This window comes from Pseudonocardia sp. ICBG1034 (assembly GCF_020131375.1).
In the GTDB taxonomy this organism is placed as follows: Bacteria; Actinomycetota; Actinomycetes; order Mycobacteriales; family Pseudonocardiaceae; genus Pseudonocardia; species Pseudonocardia alni.
In genome coordinates this window covers 807,678-824,576 of record NZ_JAHLEK010000023.1, presented here as the reverse complement: position 1 = coordinate 824,576, position 16,899 = coordinate 807,678, and the positions used below count along the sequence as shown (strand labels likewise).

Annotated in this window: 17 protein-coding genes; 10 read left to right on the top strand and 7 right to left on the bottom strand. The window is 71.9% G+C overall.

The annotated features are described in order from the left end of the window. Positions 1-63: 63 nt before the first annotated feature. Entirely contained in the window at positions 64-1,860 is a 1,797-nt protein-coding gene (leuA, locus tag KPF22_RS28290) for a 2-isopropylmalate synthase (RefSeq protein WP_224403808.1), read from the bottom strand. Positions 1,861-2,153: 293 nt separating this feature from the next. Between leuA and KPF22_RS28285 the strand changes: the two genes are divergently transcribed. Both KPF22_RS28285 and KPF22_RS28280 read left to right on the top strand, forming a co-directional pair. Further along, entirely contained in the window at positions 2,154-2,459 is a 306-nt protein-coding gene (locus KPF22_RS28285; RefSeq protein WP_073575761.1) for a hypothetical protein, read from the top strand. 144 nt (positions 2,460-2,603) lie between these two features. After that, positions 2,604-4,001, top strand: a complete 1,398-nt coding sequence (locus KPF22_RS28280) for an amidase (protein WP_224403807.1) — start codon at positions 2,604-2,606, stop codon at positions 3,999-4,001. 6 nt (positions 4,002-4,007) lie between these two features. Here KPF22_RS28280 and KPF22_RS28275 read toward each other — a convergent pair whose 3' ends face one another. Beyond that, on the bottom strand, positions 4,008-4,169 hold the full coding sequence (locus KPF22_RS28275; protein WP_224403806.1) for a hypothetical protein: 162 nt from the start codon (positions 4,167-4,169) through the stop codon (positions 4,008-4,010). Between the two features lie 26 nt (positions 4,170-4,195). On the opposite strand from KPF22_RS28275, the gene KPF22_RS28270 reads away from it, so the two are divergent. The 3 genes from KPF22_RS28270 (at position 4,196) to KPF22_RS28260 (ending at position 7,296) form a co-directional block, all read left to right on the top strand. Beyond that, positions 4,196-4,723, top strand: a complete 528-nt coding sequence (locus KPF22_RS28270; protein WP_224403805.1) for a CGNR zinc finger domain-containing protein — start codon at positions 4,196-4,198, stop codon at positions 4,721-4,723. A 227-nt stretch (positions 4,724-4,950) separates the two neighbouring features. Next, complete coding sequence (locus KPF22_RS28265; RefSeq protein WP_208826282.1) at positions 4,951-6,216, top strand: aspartate kinase; 1,266 nt, start codon at positions 4,951-4,953, stop codon at positions 6,214-6,216. A 6-nt stretch (positions 6,217-6,222) separates the two neighbouring features. Next, on the top strand, positions 6,223-7,296 hold the full coding sequence (locus tag KPF22_RS28260) for an aspartate-semialdehyde dehydrogenase (protein WP_224403804.1): 1,074 nt from the start codon (positions 6,223-6,225) through the stop codon (positions 7,294-7,296). A gap of 104 nt (positions 7,297-7,400) precedes the next feature. Here KPF22_RS28260 and KPF22_RS28255 read toward each other — a convergent pair whose 3' ends face one another. Continuing rightward, the gene (locus KPF22_RS28255; protein ID WP_224403803.1) at positions 7,401-7,790 is read right to left on the bottom strand and encodes a hypothetical protein; all 390 of its coding nucleotides are present in this window, start codon (positions 7,788-7,790) and stop codon (positions 7,401-7,403) included. A gap of 441 nt (positions 7,791-8,231) precedes the next feature. On the opposite strand from KPF22_RS28255, the gene KPF22_RS28250 reads away from it, so the two are divergent. Together KPF22_RS28250 and KPF22_RS28245 are read left to right on the top strand one after the other, a co-directional pair. After that, complete coding sequence (locus tag KPF22_RS28250; protein WP_224403802.1) at positions 8,232-9,164, top strand: helix-turn-helix transcriptional regulator; 933 nt, start codon at positions 8,232-8,234, stop codon at positions 9,162-9,164. A gap of 95 nt (positions 9,165-9,259) precedes the next feature. Next, complete coding sequence (locus KPF22_RS28245) at positions 9,260-9,469, top strand: DUF397 domain-containing protein (RefSeq protein WP_224403801.1); 210 nt, start codon at positions 9,260-9,262, stop codon at positions 9,467-9,469. Between the two features lie 3 nt (positions 9,470-9,472). Here KPF22_RS28245 and KPF22_RS28240 read toward each other — a convergent pair whose 3' ends face one another. Together KPF22_RS28240 and KPF22_RS28235 are read right to left on the bottom strand one after the other, a co-directional pair. Further along, on the bottom strand, positions 9,473-10,417 hold the full coding sequence (locus KPF22_RS28240; protein WP_224403800.1) for an endonuclease/exonuclease/phosphatase family protein: 945 nt from the start codon (positions 10,415-10,417) through the stop codon (positions 9,473-9,475). A 246-nt stretch (positions 10,418-10,663) separates the two neighbouring features. Further along, on the bottom strand, positions 10,664-11,857 hold the full coding sequence (locus KPF22_RS28235) for an MFS transporter (RefSeq protein ID WP_224403799.1): 1,194 nt from the start codon (positions 11,855-11,857) through the stop codon (positions 10,664-10,666). A gap of 192 nt (positions 11,858-12,049) precedes the next feature. On the opposite strand from KPF22_RS28235, the gene KPF22_RS28230 reads away from it, so the two are divergent. Both KPF22_RS28230 and arsC read left to right on the top strand, forming a co-directional pair. Further along, positions 12,050-13,507: a catalase gene (locus tag KPF22_RS28230; RefSeq protein ID WP_208823374.1), complete on the top strand. Its 1,458-nt coding sequence runs from the start codon at positions 12,050-12,052 to the stop codon at positions 13,505-13,507. Between the two features lie 69 nt (positions 13,508-13,576). Continuing rightward, a complete protein-coding gene (gene arsC / locus KPF22_RS28225; protein WP_208823375.1) occupies positions 13,577-13,921 on the top strand; it encodes an arsenate reductase (glutaredoxin) in 345 nt (114 codons plus the stop codon). Here arsC and KPF22_RS28220 read toward each other — a convergent pair. Continuing rightward, positions 13,918-15,756, bottom strand: coding sequence for a prolyl oligopeptidase family serine peptidase (locus KPF22_RS28220; protein WP_224403798.1), 1,839 nt, complete (start codon positions 15,754-15,756; stop codon positions 13,918-13,920). The two genes, arsC and KPF22_RS28220, sit on opposite strands and share 4 nt — an antisense overlap. A gap of 75 nt (positions 15,757-15,831) precedes the next feature. Between KPF22_RS28220 and KPF22_RS28215 the strand changes: the two genes are divergently transcribed. Beyond that, the gene (locus tag KPF22_RS28215) at positions 15,832-16,242 is read left to right on the top strand and encodes a hypothetical protein (protein WP_062399582.1); all 411 of its coding nucleotides are present in this window, start codon (positions 15,832-15,834) and stop codon (positions 16,240-16,242) included. Positions 16,243-16,254: 12 nt separating this feature from the next. On the opposite strand, the gene KPF22_RS28210 is transcribed toward KPF22_RS28215, so the two are convergent. Further along, positions 16,255-16,845, bottom strand: a complete 591-nt coding sequence (locus tag KPF22_RS28210) for a TetR/AcrR family transcriptional regulator (RefSeq protein ID WP_062399584.1) — start codon at positions 16,843-16,845, stop codon at positions 16,255-16,257. Between the last annotated feature and the right edge of the window lie 54 nt (positions 16,846-16,899).

The following is a 16,899-nucleotide window of genomic DNA, read 5'->3' as shown; positions in this document are numbered from 1 at the left end:
ACTCTCGTGGCTTAGAGCGCTACGAGGGTGACCCTGGGGGCAGGCGGGGAGGGGTCCGCGGACTCAGCGCAGGGCGCGGTTGATCGCGCTCACGACGCCCTTGAGGCTGGCGCTGGTGATCGAGCTGTCGATCCCGACGCCCCAGAACACCTTCTCCTCGACGGCGCACTCGACGTAGGCCGCGGCGCGGGCGTCGTCACCGCCGCCCATCGCGTGCTCGTGGTAGTCGAGCACCCGCACGTCGAAACCGATCCCGGCCAGCGCGTCGACGAACGCCGCGATCGGCCCGTTGCCCGACCCGGCGATCTCGTGCAGGTCGGACTCGACACGCACGGTCGCGACGATCTCGTCGCGGCCCTCGCCGTCGCTGTGGATGCGGTGGCGCACCAGCTTGAGCGGGGTCTCGCGGCCCAGGTACTCGACGTCGAACGCGTCGCGCATGGCCTTGGGCTCGACCTCGCCGCCCTCGGTGTCGGTGAAGGCCTGGATGACGTGGCTGAACTCGATCTGCAGCCGGCGCGGCAGGTCGAGCTGGTGCTCGGTCTTCATGATGTAGGCGATGCCGCCCTTGCCGGACTGGCTGTTGACCCGGATGACGGCCTCGTAGGTGCGGCCGATGTCCTTCGGGTCCACCGGCAGGTACGGGACCTCCCAGGTGTGGTCGGTGACCGGGTGACCGGCCTCCGCGGCGTCGGTCTCCATCGCGGCGAAGCCCTTGTTGATCGCGTCCTGGTGGGAGCCGGAGAACGCGGTGTAGACCAGGTCGCCGCCCCACGGGTGGCGCTCGTGCACCGGCAGCTGGTTGCAGTACTCGACGGTGCGGCGGATCTCGTCGATGTCGGAGAAGTCGATCTGCGGGTCGACGCCCTGGGTGAACATGTTCATGCCCAGCGCGACCAGGTCGACGTTGCCGGTGCGCTCGCCGTTGCCGAACAGGCAGCCCTCGATCCGGTCGGCGCCGGCCTGGTAGCCCAGCTCGGCGGCGGCGATGCCGGTGCCGCGGTCGTTGTGCGGGTGCAGCGACAGGACCAGCGAGTCGCGGCGGGCCAGGTTGCGGTGCATCCACTCGATGGAGTCCGCGTAGACGTTCGGCGTCGCCATCTCGACCGTCGCCGGCAGGTTGACGATCATCGGGTGCTCGGGCGTCGGCTGCCAGATCGCGCTCACCGCGTTGGTGATCTCGACGGCGTACTCCAGCTCGGTGCCGGTGTAGGACTCCGGCGAGTACTGGAAGGTCCAGTCGGTCGCCGGGTACTTCTCGGCGAACGCGCTGACCTCCTCCGCACCGTCTGTGGCGATCTTGGTGATGCCCGCGCGGTCGGAGCGGAAGACGACCCGGCGCTGCAGGATCGACGTCGAGTTGTAGAGGTGGACGATCGCCGAGTGCGCGCCCTCGCAGGCCTCGAAGGTCCGCTGGATCAGCTCCGGGCGGGCCTGGGTCAGGACCTGGATCTGCACGTCCTCCGGGATCGCGCCCTGCTCGATGATCTCGCGGACGAAGTCGAAGTCGGTCTGGCTCGCCGCCGGGAAGCCGACCTCGATCTGCTTGTAGCCCATGCGTACCAGCAGGTCGAACATGCGCCGCTTCCGCAGCGGGCTCATCGGGTCGATCAGCGCCTGGTTGCCGTCACGCAGGTCGACCGCGCACCACAGCGGCGCGGTGTCGATGACCTTGTCCGGCCAGGTGCGGTCGGGCAGCGAGACCGGCTCGACCAGCTGATGGAAGGGCTTGTACCGGTGGACCGGCATCTGCGAGCCGCGCTGGCGGTTCCAGGCGGGCTGGGCCGCGTGCGGCGCACCCTCGGGGGTGCGGACGTTGCTGCGGGCGCGGGCCTCGTAGGCGTCGGGAGAGGTGGTCACGGGAATGCTCCGTCGTCGTGCCGTCGTGGCGACCGGCGGACACGCGAAACCCCGCGACGAGGGGCCGGTCGGTTCAGACCCCGCCGCGGCGGCGAAGGAGCAGGCGCGCCATGCCTCCCACCGTAGACCCGAACCCCCGTTGCGCGGCAAGTCACCACCCGCACGGTCGAACCCGGCCCCCGAGTCCCGGCTCGCAACGAAGTGATCACAACCAGCGGCGTTTCCCCTCGTTGGAAGGGCAGTGAGGGTGCGGCGGTGCAACCATGACGCCGTCCGTGACGAAGGGGTTTGTGATGGCGGCAACCGTGGGTACGACCGTGCGGCAGGGCATGGGCATCATCGCGACGATCGTGCGGATCGTGGGCCTGGTGATCGTGGCCATCCTGGTCGCGCACATCGTGCTGACCCTGCTCGACGCCAACCCGGCGAACTTCCTCACCGAGTTCGTGTCCTCCTGGGCGGCCCAGCTGAACCTCGGTCTCGGTGACCTGTTCACCCCGTCCCAGCCGAAGATGGCCGTCACGCTGAACTACGGGGTCGCCGCGATCCTGTGGCTGATCATCACCACGGTGGTCGTGCGGCTGCTGCGCCGGGTCTGACACGTCCCCCCGCCGGGCGCGGGTGCGGTGGCAGGATGCCGGGACGTACCGGCGCCGCGACGCCGGACCCGTCCGGCCCGGAGGAGCACCACCCATGAGCACTACCCGACCCGCCGGCGTCGGGGCCGTCCGGGTGCGGTCGCGGTGACCGTCACGGTCGCCTCGACCGCCCGCGAGCAGGTCGCGGCGCTGCGCGCCCGGGAGATCTCGGCCCGCGAGCTGATGGACCTGCACCTGGCCCGGATCGAGGCCCGCAACCCCGAGCTCAACGCGGTCGTCTCCCTCGACGTGGAGCGCGCGCGGGCGGGTGCCGCCGCCGCCGACGAGCGGCTGGCCTCCGGTGCGCCGGTCGGGCCGCTGCACGGGCTGCCGTTCGCGTTCAAGGACACCCACGCCGTCGCGGGGTGGCGGACGACCTACGGCTCGCCGCTGTTCGCCGACCACGTCCCCGACACCGACGACCTGATCGTCGAGCGGATCCGGGCCGCCGGCGTGGTGCCGATCGGCAAGACCAACGTGCCGGAGTTCGCGGCCGGTTCGCACACGTTCAACCGCGTCTTCGGCACCACGGTCAACCCGCACGACCCGACGCGGTCCGCGGGTGGGTCGTCCGGCGGCGCGGCGTGCGCGCTGGCGGCCGGGATGGTCCCGCTGGCCGAGGGCTCGGACATGGGCGGTTCGCTGCGCAACCCGGCGTCGTTCTGCGGGGTCGTGGGGCTGCGGCCCTCGTGGGGACGGGTGCCGGAGTGGCCGTCGTCGAACATGTGGGAGACCACGTCGACCGGGGGGCCGATGGCCCGCACCGCCGACGACGCCGCGCTGCTGCTGTCGGTGCTCGCCGGTCCGGACCCGCGCGCCCCGCACGCACTGGGCGACCAGGGGGAGACCTTCGCCCCGCCGCTGCGCCCGGTCCCGCTCGCCGGGCTGCGCGTGGCGCTGTCGGCCGACCTCGGTGGCGCGTTCACCGTGGACCGCTCCGTCGCCGCGGTCGTCGAGGCGGCCGGTGACGCACTGTCCGGCGCCGGGGCGGCGGTGTCGGGCACCGCGCCCGACCTGACCGGCGCCGACGAGTGCTTCCGCACCCTGCGCGCCTGGCACTTCCAGGCCCGGTTCGGCATGCAGCTCGCCGTGCACCCGCAGGAGTTCAAGGCCTCGCTGGCCGCGAACATCCGGGCCGGCGAGGCGCTGACCGGCGCTGACGTCGCCGTCGCGTACCAGCGCCGCACGACGCTCGCCCAGCGGATGCGGGAGTTCTTCACCGAGCACGACGTGCTGGTGCTGCCGGTGTCGCAGGTGCCGCCGTTCCCGGCCGACCAGGAGTTCCCGGCCACCGTGGACGGCGTCCCGATGGCCTCCTACCTGGACTGGATGCGCTCGGCGTACCTCATCACCGTGACCGGCTGCCCCGCCGTCTCGGTGCCCTTCGGCCGGACCCCCGACGGGCTCCCGGTCGGGGTCCAGCTCGTCGCGCGCCACGGCGCCGACCGCGCCCTGCTGGAGATCGCCGCGGCCGTCGAGCGCCTGGCGCGTCCCGCCGCCTGAAGGGGCCTACCCGCGCTCGGCCGGGGCGAGGGTCCGCGGTCCGCCCGCCCGGTCCGGGCGTAGCCGGATCCGCCACGCCCCGCACCGGCAGCGCTGGTAGCTCACGACGCCGTCGGAGGTGCGGTGCCGCGACGTCGTCTCCCACTCGTGGTCCAGGGGTGTACTCACGCCGACGACGTTGCTGTAATGGGTCAGTGCACATCAACCCTTACGGCCGTGATCCGGTGCTCCTCGCCGCCGACCTGGTGAACGCGCCGCCGTCGTCGACCGGGGAGCTCGTCGCGCGCTGTCTCGCCGCCGGGGTGACGCGCGACTGGGACCCGGTCGGCGCCGACCTGCCGACGGTGCTCGACTTCCTGCGCCGGTGGGAGGGGGTCGTCGACGCCGAGCCGGGGGCGGAGCGGGCACGGCTGCTCAACGCCCTGCTCGCCGAGTCGACCGGGCCGCCACGCCTCACCGACCACGACGGCCACTGGCACCTGCACCACCGCGACGACGGTCTGGGCCTGGCCGGTGTGCTGCGCGCCCTGCTCGCGACCGGCACCGCCACCCATCTGGCGACCCGGGGGATGGACCGGCTCGGCCGGTGCGCCGCCGAGGGCTGCGCCCGCGTCTACGCCGACGTCTCCCGCAACGGCCGGCAGCGGTACTGCAGCGCACGCTGCGGCAACACCGACGCGGTCCGTCGGCACCGCGGCAGGCAGCAGCCCGCCCGGGCCTGAGCCCCCGGTCCGGGGCCGAGCGGCCCGCGCGCATACCCGAGCGGGGGGTCCGCGGGCGAGCCCGTGTGGTCTGGGTCATCGGTGACCGTCCAGATCCTGAAAACGGACGGCGCTCGCCGGTACTGTTCCGTTCCGACCAACGCCGCCGATGCGTCACCTGCGCATCCCGGCGGTCGAAGAGAGAGCACCCGACGGCTCCCACCGCGGAGCCAGGATTGGAGGTCGGCGTGGCCCTCGTCGTGCAGAAGTACGGCGGTTCGTCGGTCGAGAACGCGGAGCGGATCAAGAAGGTCGCCGAGCGCATCGTCCGTACCCGCAAGGAGGGCCACGATGTCGTCGTCGTCGTGTCCGCCATGGGGGACACCACCGACGAGCTGACCGATCTCGCCGAGCAGATCTCCCCGAAGCCCCCGCTGCGGGAGATGGACATGCTGCTCACCTCCGGTGAGCGGATCTCGAACGCACTCGTCGCGATGGCGATCCACGCCCTCGGCGCGGAGGCCCGGTCGTTCACCGGCTCGCAGGCGGGCATGCTCACCACCTCGAAGCACGGTGACGCCCGCATCACCGAGGTGAACCCGTGGCGCCTGCGTGAGGCCCTCGACGAGGGGCACATCGTGCTCGTCGCCGGCTTCCAGGGCATGAGCGCGGACTCCCGCGACATCACCACGCTGGGCCGCGGCGGCTCGGACACCACCGCCGTCGCACTCGCGGCCGCGCTGAACGCCGACGTCTGCGAGATCTACTCCGACGTCGACGGCGTCTACACCGCCGACCCGCGGATCGTCTCCAAGGCGAGCCTGCTCGAGACGGTGACCTACGAGGAGATGCTCGAGCTCGCCGCGTCCGGCGCCAAGGTGCTGCACCTGCGCGCCGTCGAGTACGCCCGCCGCTACGGCGTCCCGCTGCGGGTGCGCAGTTCCTACAACGACAAGCCGGGCACCCTGGTCTCCGGCTCGATCGAGGAGATCCCGTTGGAGAATCCGATCATCACCGGCGTCGCCCACGACCGGTCCGAGGGCAAGATCACCGTCACCGGGGTGCCGGACACCCCCGGCATGGCGGCGAAGATCTTCCGCACGGTCGCCGACGCGGAGATCAACATCGACATGGTGCTGCAGAACATCTCCAACGTGTCGGACAAGAAGACCGACATCACCTTCTCGCTGCCCCGCACCGACGGTGACACCGCCGTCGCGGCGCTGGAGCGCGCGAAGGACGAGATCGGGTTCGCCGAGCTGATCTACGACAACGACATCGGCAAGGTGTCCCTGGTCGGCGCGGGCATGCGCAACCACCCCGGCGTCACCGCGAAGTTCTGCGAGGCGCTCTCCGACGCCGGGATCAACATCGAGACCATGAACACCTCGGAGATCCGGATCTCGGTGATCTGCCGCTCCGACCAGCTCGACGACGCGGTGCAGGCGCTGCACGAGGCGTTCGAGCTCGGCGCCGAGGACGACGCGGTGGTCGCCGCCGGAACGGGCCGGTGAGCTGACATGGCCATGGACAAGCCCGTTCTCGCGCTGGTCGGCGCGACCGGTGCCGTCGGCACCACCATGATCGAGATCATCGACTCCCGCGAGTCGGTGCCGTGGGGCGAGATCCGCCTGATCGCCTCGGCCCGCAGCGCCGGCAAGGTGCTGACGGTCCGCGGCCAGGACATCACCGTCCTGGAGCTGAAGCCCGAGGTCTTCGACGGCGTCGACATCGCGATGTTCGACGTGCCCGACGAGGTCTCCGCCGAGTGGGCGCCGATCGCCGCCTCCCGCGGCGCGATTGCCGTCGACAACTCCGGCGCGTTCCGGATGGACCCCGAGGTCCCGCTCGTCGTGCCCGAGGTCAACCCGGAGAAGGTGACCGAGCGGCCCAAGGGGATCATCGCCAACCCGAACTGCACGACGCTGTCGATGATGGCGGCGATGGGTGCGCTGCACCGCGAGTTCGGGCTCGAGGCGCTGGTCGTGTCGTCGTACCAGGCCGCGTCGGGTGCCGGCCAGCCCGGCATCGACCAGCTGCAGGCCGAGCTGTCCGCGGTCGCCGGCAAGGACCTCGGGAAGGCCGCCGGCGACGTCGCGGCCGTCCTGACCGAGGCCGGCATCCCGGTCGGCGGCGACTCGCCGTTCCCGGCGCCGCTGGTGCTCAACGTCGTGCCGTGGGCCGGCTCCCTCAAGGACGACGGCTGGTCCTCGGAGGAGCTGAAGGTCCGCAACGAGTCCCGCAAGATCCTCGGGATCCCGGACCTGAAGGTCTCCGCGACCTGCGTGCGCGTCCCGGTCGTCACCACGCACGCGCTGGCGATCCACGCCACCTTCTCCTCGGAGGTCCCGGTGGACGCCGCCCGTAAGGTGCTCGGCGCGCAGCCGACGATCGTCGTCAAGGACGACCCGGCCGCGGGCGAGTGGCCGACCCCGGCCGACGCCGTCGGCGGGGACCCGACCGTGGTGGGCCGGATCCGGCAGTCGCTGGACTTCCCGAACACCCTGGAGCTGTTCGTGTGCGGGGACAACCTGCGCAAGGGTGCCGCCCTGAACACCTACGAGGTGGCGGAGACGGTCGCCGCGGCCGGCTGACCTCCTCCGTACCGACGACGGCCGCCGTCCCGGAGCCCGGGGTGGCGGCCGTCGTCGTGTGCGGGCCCGGACAGGTTCGCCGAATCGTCTCGCGAGAAGTGCGATCAGGCGGTCTGCTCGTTCCCGGGTTCCTCGGGCTCGGCCCGGAACGGCTCCGTGCGTGCCTCACGGTCGTCCTCGGTCTCGAAGTCCACCTGCCCGGGCAGGGTCGGAGTCGGTCCGGGGTCGGGAGGCGAGCGATCCGCGGTGGCTCGCAGTCGCCCGTCCCAGGCGCGCAACTCGATCTCCCACGCTGTGAGATCGTCCTCCCACTTCTCGAGTTCCTGTTGCCGCGTGTACTGGGCCCGAGAGACGTCCCCGTTCCGGCGACGGGCGATCGAGATGCCATGCCAGGCCGTCCGCGTCGCATGGTCATCGAGCAGGCCGACGATCACAGCCAATCCGGCGAGAATAAGGATTCCAGTGACGACGACGCTCCACAGCACGGTGACCACCCGACCCGTATGGACAGTGTGAAGCCATTATGGGATCGCTTCATGAAATTTCACAACCTAAGTCGGTCAGGTCGTCAGGAGTGGGTAGGGCTGGACCGACGTCCTGCGACAGGGGTCGAGGTGGTGTGGGTAGCGGTCGAGCCGCCTTGGCGGACGAGCGCTCGAACCTCGTGGGTCTGGCGTGGCACGGGCGTCCTAGATCCCAGGCATCAGCACTGGCCAACGACCGCTCGGCTCATCACCTTGACCGCTTGCCTTGCTGCGTGTCCTGTCTGGGGGTGGACAATGTAAGGGTCGTCCACCTGTCGCTCGTCTGGCACCGTTCGCTTTGAAGATGAGTGTGAGCCGTACCTCTGGGTGGTGACTAGTCGATTACACGGTTGCCCACTGAATTTTCACGACGATGTTTCGGTCGAGCGTCGTGCCCCTCCGAGGAGTCCCGTGTCTGACTCAAGTCAGCCGAACGCCCACCCCCCACTCTCTTCTGCCGGGCGGGTCAGCCCTTCGGCTGCGCGGAGGCGGCTGGGCGTCGAGCTTCGTCGACTGCGGGAGCAGACCGGTCTGCGCCTGTCGGATGTCGGTCAACGATTGCAGCGGTCGCAGGCGACGGTGAGTCGGCTGGAAAACGGCACTACGCCGGCTCGTGTCGTCGACATCGAGAAGCTGTTGGAGATCTATTCAGAATACGCCACCATTGACGCCTCCACTCGCGAGAGCCTGCTGTCGCTGCTGTCAGACAGCAGGCGTCAGGAGTGGTTCAAGCCGTATCGCGACGTGATCAACAGTGACATGACTGCTGAGCATGTGGGCACGTACATGGAGTACGAGAGCTTCGCGGCCGGCTTCGTGTCGTTCGAGCCGGACCTTGTCCCTGGTCTTCTGCAGACTCCGCAGTACGCCACCGCTGTCGTCGATGCCTTCTTTCCGGAGCGCGATCAGCAGGAGCGGGAACGCCTGGTGCAACTCCGGATGCTCCGCAAGAGGCATCTCGACAAACCGCACCCCTTGGAGATCGACGTCGTGCTGGGTGAGATCGCTCTGCGTCGTCGCTTCGGATCCGCCGAGACGATGAAGGGACAGCTGCAGGCGTTGGCCGATGAGATCACCGACGGTCGTAAGACCGTGCGGGTTCGAGTCGTACCTGCCGCACTTGCCGTCCCGGCCGCGATCGGCGGGCCGTTCGTCGTCATGACCTTTCTCGACGATCGGGACCAGGACGTTGTCTATATCGAGGGTCGAGCGGGCTCGACCTACCTGCGCGACCCCGCAGACGTCGCCAGCTACCAGAGGCAGTTCGACGTCCTCGCTGGTTCGGCTCTGCATGACAGTCAAGCGGTCGCTCTCATCGAGGGCATCATCGCGAACGAGGGCTGACTAGCTCGGACGACCTCTCAGTCGATCGTGTTCACCTCTCCGTGTTCGCGGGCTACACTCCGTCGCACATCGCCACTACGAGGGGGCCGACGCGGGTGACGGACCACCGTGACCTTGATCAGGTCGCTTTCCGGAAAAGTTCGTACTCCGGAACCGAGAACTGCGTCGAGGTGGCGATCGCCGCGGGAGCAGACATCGTGTTGCGGGACAGCAAGAGCCGAAGCACCACGCTGATCTTCACGCCGGATGAGTGGACGGCGTTCCTTTCGGGGGTCAAGGCGGGAGAGTTCGACATTCCGGACTGACTGTTACGGCAGGCGCAGCGTCGCCACGATCGCGCGGTGGTCGGTGCCGGGCACCAGCCGCGTCCCGAACGACTCGGCGGCGATCCCGCCGTTGTAGACGATGTGGTCGATCTGCGGCCCCAGCCACGACGGCGCCCAGGTCGGCCAGGTCCCGGCCAGCCCGTTGCCGGTCTGCGAGCCCGCGTCGCCGCAGCCCTGGATCGCGTCCCGGAACACCGAGTGGTCGAGCGAGGCGTTGAAATCGCCGGCGACGATCGCCGGGCTCGCCCCGGAGCACCACTTCGCGACGGTCTCCAGGTCCGAGCGCCACTGTCCGACCGAGCGCGGGACCGGGGCGACGGAGTGGAACGCGACGAAGCGCAGGTTCCCCAGGCCGCCGCCGGTGATCTCGATGTAGTCGAAGCGGACGTCCTTGCCGATCCGGGTGCGGACGTCGCCGAGCCGGTCCGACCAGGCCACGGTGTTGCCGGTGACGTCGCGGTCCCAGCGGTCGACGCTGGACGCCGTCCGGTAACCCAGCGGCTCCAGCAGCGGCGCGATCTCGCTCTCGTAGCGGCCGCCGGCCTCCGGGATCGAGACGACGTCGGGGTTCTCCGCGGCGACGAGGGCGGCGAGCGACTGCGTGTCGGCGTTGCCCTCGTAGACGTTGAGCGCCAGCACCTTCAGCGGGGTCCCGCCGGTGGGGGCGGGGCCTGCCACGGTGCGGGGGAGCACCATCGCGGCGCCGACCAGCGCGACCAGCGCGAGGACGACCGGCACCGGCCAGAACCGGCGGGCGGCCAGGGTGATCAGCAGGCCGACCACCACCAGCACGCCGAGCGCGGCGACCATCAGCGGCCGGAAGGCGATGACCTGCGCGAACGGCGAATGGGCGTCGAGACCGACGAGGTCGGGCAGCGTCGCGAGCGCGGCGGCGGCACCGAGGACCAGCGCGAACCCCCAGCGCACCCGACCTCCCCGACGACGGGGCCGCCCACTCGGGATGGGCTGGGTCTCGGAGTCGGGGCGGGGCGGTGCGCTCACTCGATCCAGTCTGCCCGAGGGGCACACCTGCCCGCCGCATCCGGACGGTGCCCTGCGCCGATCGTCTGTGGGCGCTCTCAGTGTCCGACTTGCGCGACCGCTCGTCGACCGCTCGCACGTCGAGATGCAGGTGCATCGCGGAGACGCCGACGGCCGTGCGATCCCGACCGGTCAGGCGCGGGCGCGCAGCAGCGGCGCCGCCACCCCGGCGGCGACGACCGCGACCGACCCGCAGGCCAGCATCGCCACGCCGGGGGAGGCCGTGTCGACCAGAACCCCCGCCAGCGGGGTCGCGATGGCGATGCCGAGCGTCGTCGCGGAGCCCTGCAGGCCGGTGACCAGGCCACGCACCCGGTCCGGGGCGAGGTCCCCGATCGCGGCGCTGCCCGCCGCGAGCGTCGCCGCGGTCGCCAGACCCGCGGGGAGCAGCAGGAACAGCAGGCTCCACCACGACCAGGCCAGCGCCGCCGGGAGCGTCGCCAGCCCGAGCGCGGCGAGCAGCAGCGGCAGCGGGAGGCCGCGGCGGGCGCTGCCGTAGAGGAACCCGCCGACCAGTGACGCCAGGCACCACACGGCGTTGACCAGCGCGATCGCCCACGCCTGCCCGGAGGAGGTGAGGGCGGCGATGAACGCGAACTCGGTGCCCATGATCGCGATCACCGCGGCGGTCACCGCCAGCAGCGCGCCGACCAGCGGCCGGGTCAGCCAGCTGCGCAGCGGGGGGCGGGGGCCGGTGCGGGCGGCCCCGTCGCCGTCGGCGCGGACCGGTGGGTCGAGCCGCCACAGCGCGATCCCGGCCAGGACGAACCCGGCGCCGATCACGCGCATCGTCGTCGCCGAGCCCAGCCACACCGTCAGCAGCGACCCGACGGCGGGCCCGGTCATGTAGGAGATCTCGACCGTCATCGAGTCCAGCGCGAACGCGGGACGGCGTCGTCCGGCCGGGACGGCGGCCGCGATGACCTGCCGGACCAGGGAGAACACCGGGAGGGTCAGGATGCCGGCGACGAAGGCGGCGCCGAGCAGACCGGCGTAGCCCAGCAGCGGCGCCACCGACCAGAACAACAGGCCCGCCGTCATCGTCAGCGCCAGGACCGGGCGCAGCCCGTGCCGGTCGACCATCGTGCCGAGCAGCGGGGCGCCGATCGCCATGCCGGTGGGGACCGCGGCGGCGACGAGCCCGGCGGCGCCGAAGCCGTAGCCGAGCGTGGTGACGGTGTGCAGGGTCAGGGTGACGCCGACGGCCGTCGCGGGGATGCGGGCGGCCATGCCGATCGCGGTGATCGCACCGACCCCGGGCAGGCGCAGCACGTCGGCGAACGCACCCGGGCCGGCGCGGGGTGCGGTGGCGGCGGTGTCGGGCACGACCCCATCCTGGCCCGCGCCCCGTCGTCGTCGCGCACCGGTTCCGGGTTTCGTCCGGGACCCTGCGGGAAGTCCCTGAGGACCGAACACCGCCGACCGCGACGCGGCCGCGCAGCCGCGGGAGCGTCCCGGTCGACCCGGCGGGGCACCCCCCGCCCGCCCCACCCACCACGCGCACGAGGAGGCTCGGCCGTGACCACGTCGCACCAGCCCAAGCCCACCACCACGGACTCCGGCAGCCCGGTCGCCAGCGACGAGCACTCGCTGACCATCGGCCCCGACGGCCCGCTCCTGCTCAACGACCACTACCTCATCGAGCAGATGGCGAACTTCAACCGGGAGCGCATCCCGGAGCGTCAGCCGCACGCGAAGGGCGGTGGGGCGTTCGCGCGGTTCGAGACCACCGAAGACGTCTCGCAGTACACCAAGGCCGCGTTCCTCCAGCCGGGCGTCGAGTCCCGTGGCGTGATCCGTTTCTCGACCGTCGCCGGTGAGCGCGGCAGCCCCGACACCTGGCGCGACCCGCGCGGCTTCTCGCTGAAGCTGTGGACGACCGAGGGCAACTGGGACATGGTCGGCAACAACACGCCGGTCTTCTTCGTCCGCGACCCCATGAAGTTCCAGCACTTCATCCGCAGCCAGAAGCGGCGCGTCGCGAACAACCTGCGCGACCACGACATGCAGTGGGACTTCTGGACGCTGTCGCCGGAGTCGGCGCACCAGGTCACCTGGCTCATGGGCGACCGGGGCATCCCGAAGACCTGGCGGCAGATGAACGGCTACTCCAGCCACACCTACAGCTGGATCAACGAGGCCGGCGAGATGGTCTGGGTGAAGTACCACTTCAAGTCCGACCAGGGCGTGGAGTGCCTGACCCAGGACGAGGCCGACACCCTCGCCGGCTCGGACCCCGACTACCACCAGGCCGACCTCTACAACGAGATCGAGGCGGGCAACCACCCGTCCTGGACGCTGTACGTGCAGGTCATGCCGTTCGCCGACGCGAAGACCTACCGGTACAACCCGTTCGACCTGACCAAGGTGTGGCCGCACAGCGACTACCCGCTGATCAAGGTCGGGAAGCTGACGCTGGACCGGAACGTCGAGGACTACCACGCCGAGATGGAGCAGGCCGCGTTCGAGCCGAACAACCTGGTGCCCGGCACCGGGCTGTCGCCGGACAAGATGCTGCTCGCCCGCGGGTTCTCCTACGCCGACGCCCACCGCGCCCGGCTCGGCGTGAACTACAAGCAGATCCCGGTCAACGCGCCCCGCAGCGAGGTGAACAACTACCAGAAGGACGGCGCCATGCGGATCACGAACACCCGTGACCCGATCTACGCGCCGAACTCCTACGGCGGCCCGGCGGCCGACCCGAAGCGGGTCTCCGAGGCCCTCTGGTACGCCGACGGCGACATGGTCCGCAGCGCGTACTCGCTGCGCGAGTCCGACGACGACTGGGGCCAGGCAGGGATCATGGTCCGCGAGGTCTTCGACGACGCCGCCCGCGAACGGTTCGTCGGCAACGTCGCCGGGCACCTGCTCGACGGCGTGTCCGAGCCCGTCCTGCAGCGCGCCTTCGAGTACTGGCGCAACGTCGACAAGAACATCGGCGACCGGATCGAGCAGGCCGTCCGCGACGGCGGCTGACCGCTCCGCGCACCCGACCGACGGCCCCGGGGACACCCCCGGGGCCGTCGTGCGTCCTAGGCTCCGGGTGTGGAGATCTGGCACAACCCGCGCTGCTCGAAGAGCCGCGCCGCCCTCGCGCTGCTGACCGACCGCGGCGTCGGACCGACGGTGCGGCGCTACCTCGACGACCCGCCGACCCGCGCCGAGCTGGAGCGGGCCCTGGCCGCGCTCGGCACCGAGGACCCGCTCGCGATCACCCGCACCGGCGAGCCCGCGTTCCGCGAGCAGGGCCTCGCCGGCGCCGACCGGGACACCCTGCTCGACGCGCTGGCCGCCGATCCGAGGCTGATCGAGCGGCCCGTGGTGATCGACGGAGACCGGGCCGTCGTCGGCCGGCCGCCGGAGAACGTGCTGGGCCTGCTCGGCGACTAGCCCAGCGCCCGCCGCACGAAGTCGACCTCGGTCGCGATCAGGTCCAGCTGGTCGGACACCACCAGCGAGCCGTGCCCGGCGTCGAACCGGCTGACCTCGTAGGTCACGTCCCCGCGCCCGGCCAGCGCGTCCAGGTAGTTGTCGATCTGCCGGATCGGGCAGCGCGGGTCGTTCTCCCCGGCCAGCACGAGGACCGGCACGCGGACCTCGTCGACGTAGGTCAGTGGCGAGGCCTCCCGGTAGAGGTCGGGCAGCTCGTCGGGGGAGCCGCCGAACAGCGCCCGGTCGAACGCGCGCAGCTGCTCCATCTCGTCGGCGTAGGCGGCGGCGTAGTCGGCCACCGGCACCCCGGCGACGGCCGCGGCCCACCGCTGCGGCTGCGTCCCGGCGGCGAGCAGCGACAGGTACCCGCCCCAGGACCAGCCGTCGACGGCGCAGCGGGCCGGGTCGACGGTGCCGTCGGCGACCAGCGCGTCCTGGACGGCGGCGACGTCCTCCAGCTCGGTCAGTCCGGGCCTGCCCTCGATCGCGTCCCGCCAGGCCGAGCCGTAGCCGGTGGAGCCTCGGTAGTTGACCTCGACGACGGTGAACCCGGCCTCCACCCAGGTCGCGCGGCCGGCGTCGAAACGGTCCTCGTCGGCGGCGTGCGGGCCGCCGTGCAACACGAACACCGCGGGGGCCGGGCCGTCGGCGGTGCGCGGCGCCTCGGCGACGAGGCTGTGCACGGCGCCGCCGGGTCCGTCGGTCCACACGTCGCGCACGGCGACCGAGCCGGGCGGGCGCTCCCCGGGCGGGGCGACCAGGACGTCGTCGGTGCCGTCCGGGCGCAGTGCCCGGATCTGCGACGGGGTGGCCGCCGACGACGCGGAGTACTCGACGGTGCCGTCGTCGCGGACCTCGGCGGACCCGACGCAGCCGGGCGCGGTGGGCAGCTCGGTCAGCTCGCCGGAGGCCAGGACGTAGCGGAACAGCCGGGTGCGGGCGGCGTGGGTGTGCGCGAGGAGCAGCGCGGAGGCGTCCGGGACGAAACCGCCGACCAGCTCGCCGGGCAGGTCGACCGCGAGCTCGGTGACCTCACCGGTGGTCGGGTCCCAGACCAGCAGCTCGTCGCGGCCGCGGCGCTCGTGGCCGACGAGCAGCCGCTGGTCGCCCGCGACGGGGGAGAACTCCAGCGCGGCGAGGCCGCGGCCGGGCCCGTCGTGCAGCTCGGCGACGGTGTCCCCGGTGGCGACGTCGAGCACCCGCAGCGACGGGTGGCGGGAGTCGCCGTGCTCGGAGTGCGAGATCGCCAGCAGCGTCTCGTCCTCCGACAGCGCGCCGACGCCCGCGTCCTCGGTGTGCCGGTAGATCTCCCGGGCGTCGATGCCGGAGCCGCGCTCGTGCACCGACAGGACCGTGCCGTCGTCGGTGGACACCCCGATCGCGGTGACCCGGCGGCCGATCTCCAGGCCCGCCGGGTAGCCGTCGCCGGCGCCGGGGACGGCGGGCACGGTGTCGGTGCCCGCCGCGGAGGACCACGGCTGGGCGACCCAGTGGCCGAACTCGTCGCCGTCGGTGTCGGCGAACCACCAGACGTCCCCGCCGTCCGGCGGCAGCACGGCCGAGGTGGTGCCGTTGCGCCGGTCGGTGACCTGGCGGTGCTCCCCGGAGTCGCGGTCCCAGGCGTGGATCTCGAAGGTCCCGGTCGCGTTGGACACGTAGACCGAGCGGGCCGGTGCGTCGCGGGCCCAGCCGGGACGCGACATGCGCGCCGCGGTGAACCGGGACCGCCAGCGCTGCTCGCGCTCGTCGTCGAAGAGCGTCGGGGGAACGGGTGCGCTGGGGTGCGGGCTCACGCCCCGATCGTGCCGAACGCCACGAACGGGTGCACCGGGCGGGGTCGTCGGACGCGCATCCGGCAGCATGGAGGTATGCGGAGACCGGCCCGGCTGCTGCTCGCCGGGGTGCTCGTCCTCTCCCCGGCCGCTGCGGGCTGCGGTGCGGCCGGATCGACCGCCGGCACCGTCGTGAGTGGTCCGACGGTCACCGCCCAGGCCGACTCGCACGGCCTCACCGCGGTCCGGTTCGACCACTCCGCGACGCATCCGGAGCCCGCCGTCCCGACGGTGCGGGTGCGCCGCGGGACGACGGTGGTGCTCACCGTCGGCAGCGACGTCGCGCGCCGGGTGCTGGTCCCGGAGCAGGGCCGCGCCGTCGACGTCAGCGCCGGGGGCACGGTCACCCTGCGCTTCCTCGCGCTGGGCACGTTCACCGTGCGGGTGGCCGAGCCCGGTGCGGTCCGCGGCGGGACGATCATCGGCCGGGTCGAGCCCTGGCACTGACCCGCCGGGGGATCAGGCGAAGGCGTCGGCCCGGTCGGCGATGGCGCGCAGGCCCTCGGCGATGTCCACACCGGACGGCGCGGTGTCGGGGTCGAGCATCCACTGGACCATGAGCCCGGTGAGCAACGCCTGGTAGACGGATCCGAGCACGTGCACGCGGCGGTCCGCGGCGGCCGGGTCGTCGGGCAGCGTGTGGAAGGTCAGGGCCAGGCCCTCACGGACCTCCCGCTGGGCCTCGGCGAGCTTCGCGCGCAGTTCCGGCAGCCGCTCGGCCTGGGCGAGCGCCTCGACGTGGGTGGCCCACAGGCGTCGCTGGGTGGAGAACAGGCCGACCACCCGGCTCCAGGTCTCCTCGACCCGGCGCTGCGGGTCGGTGGTCCCGCCCGCGGGCTCGGCGAGCGCCCGGTCGAGTTCCTCGCCCCAGGCCGTCGTCGCCCGCAGCAGGGCCTCGGTGAGCAGGGCGTCCTTGGAACCGAAGTGGTAGCCGATGGAGGCCAGGTTCGTCCCGGACGCGGCCACCACGTCCCGTGCGGTCGTGCGGCCGAACCCCTTCTCGTAGAGGCACTGCGCGGCCCCGTCCAGAAGCTCCTCGCGGTGTCCCATGATCGCGGAACCTATCGGGTCGTCACGGACGTCCGTACACCGGCCGTTCACCCG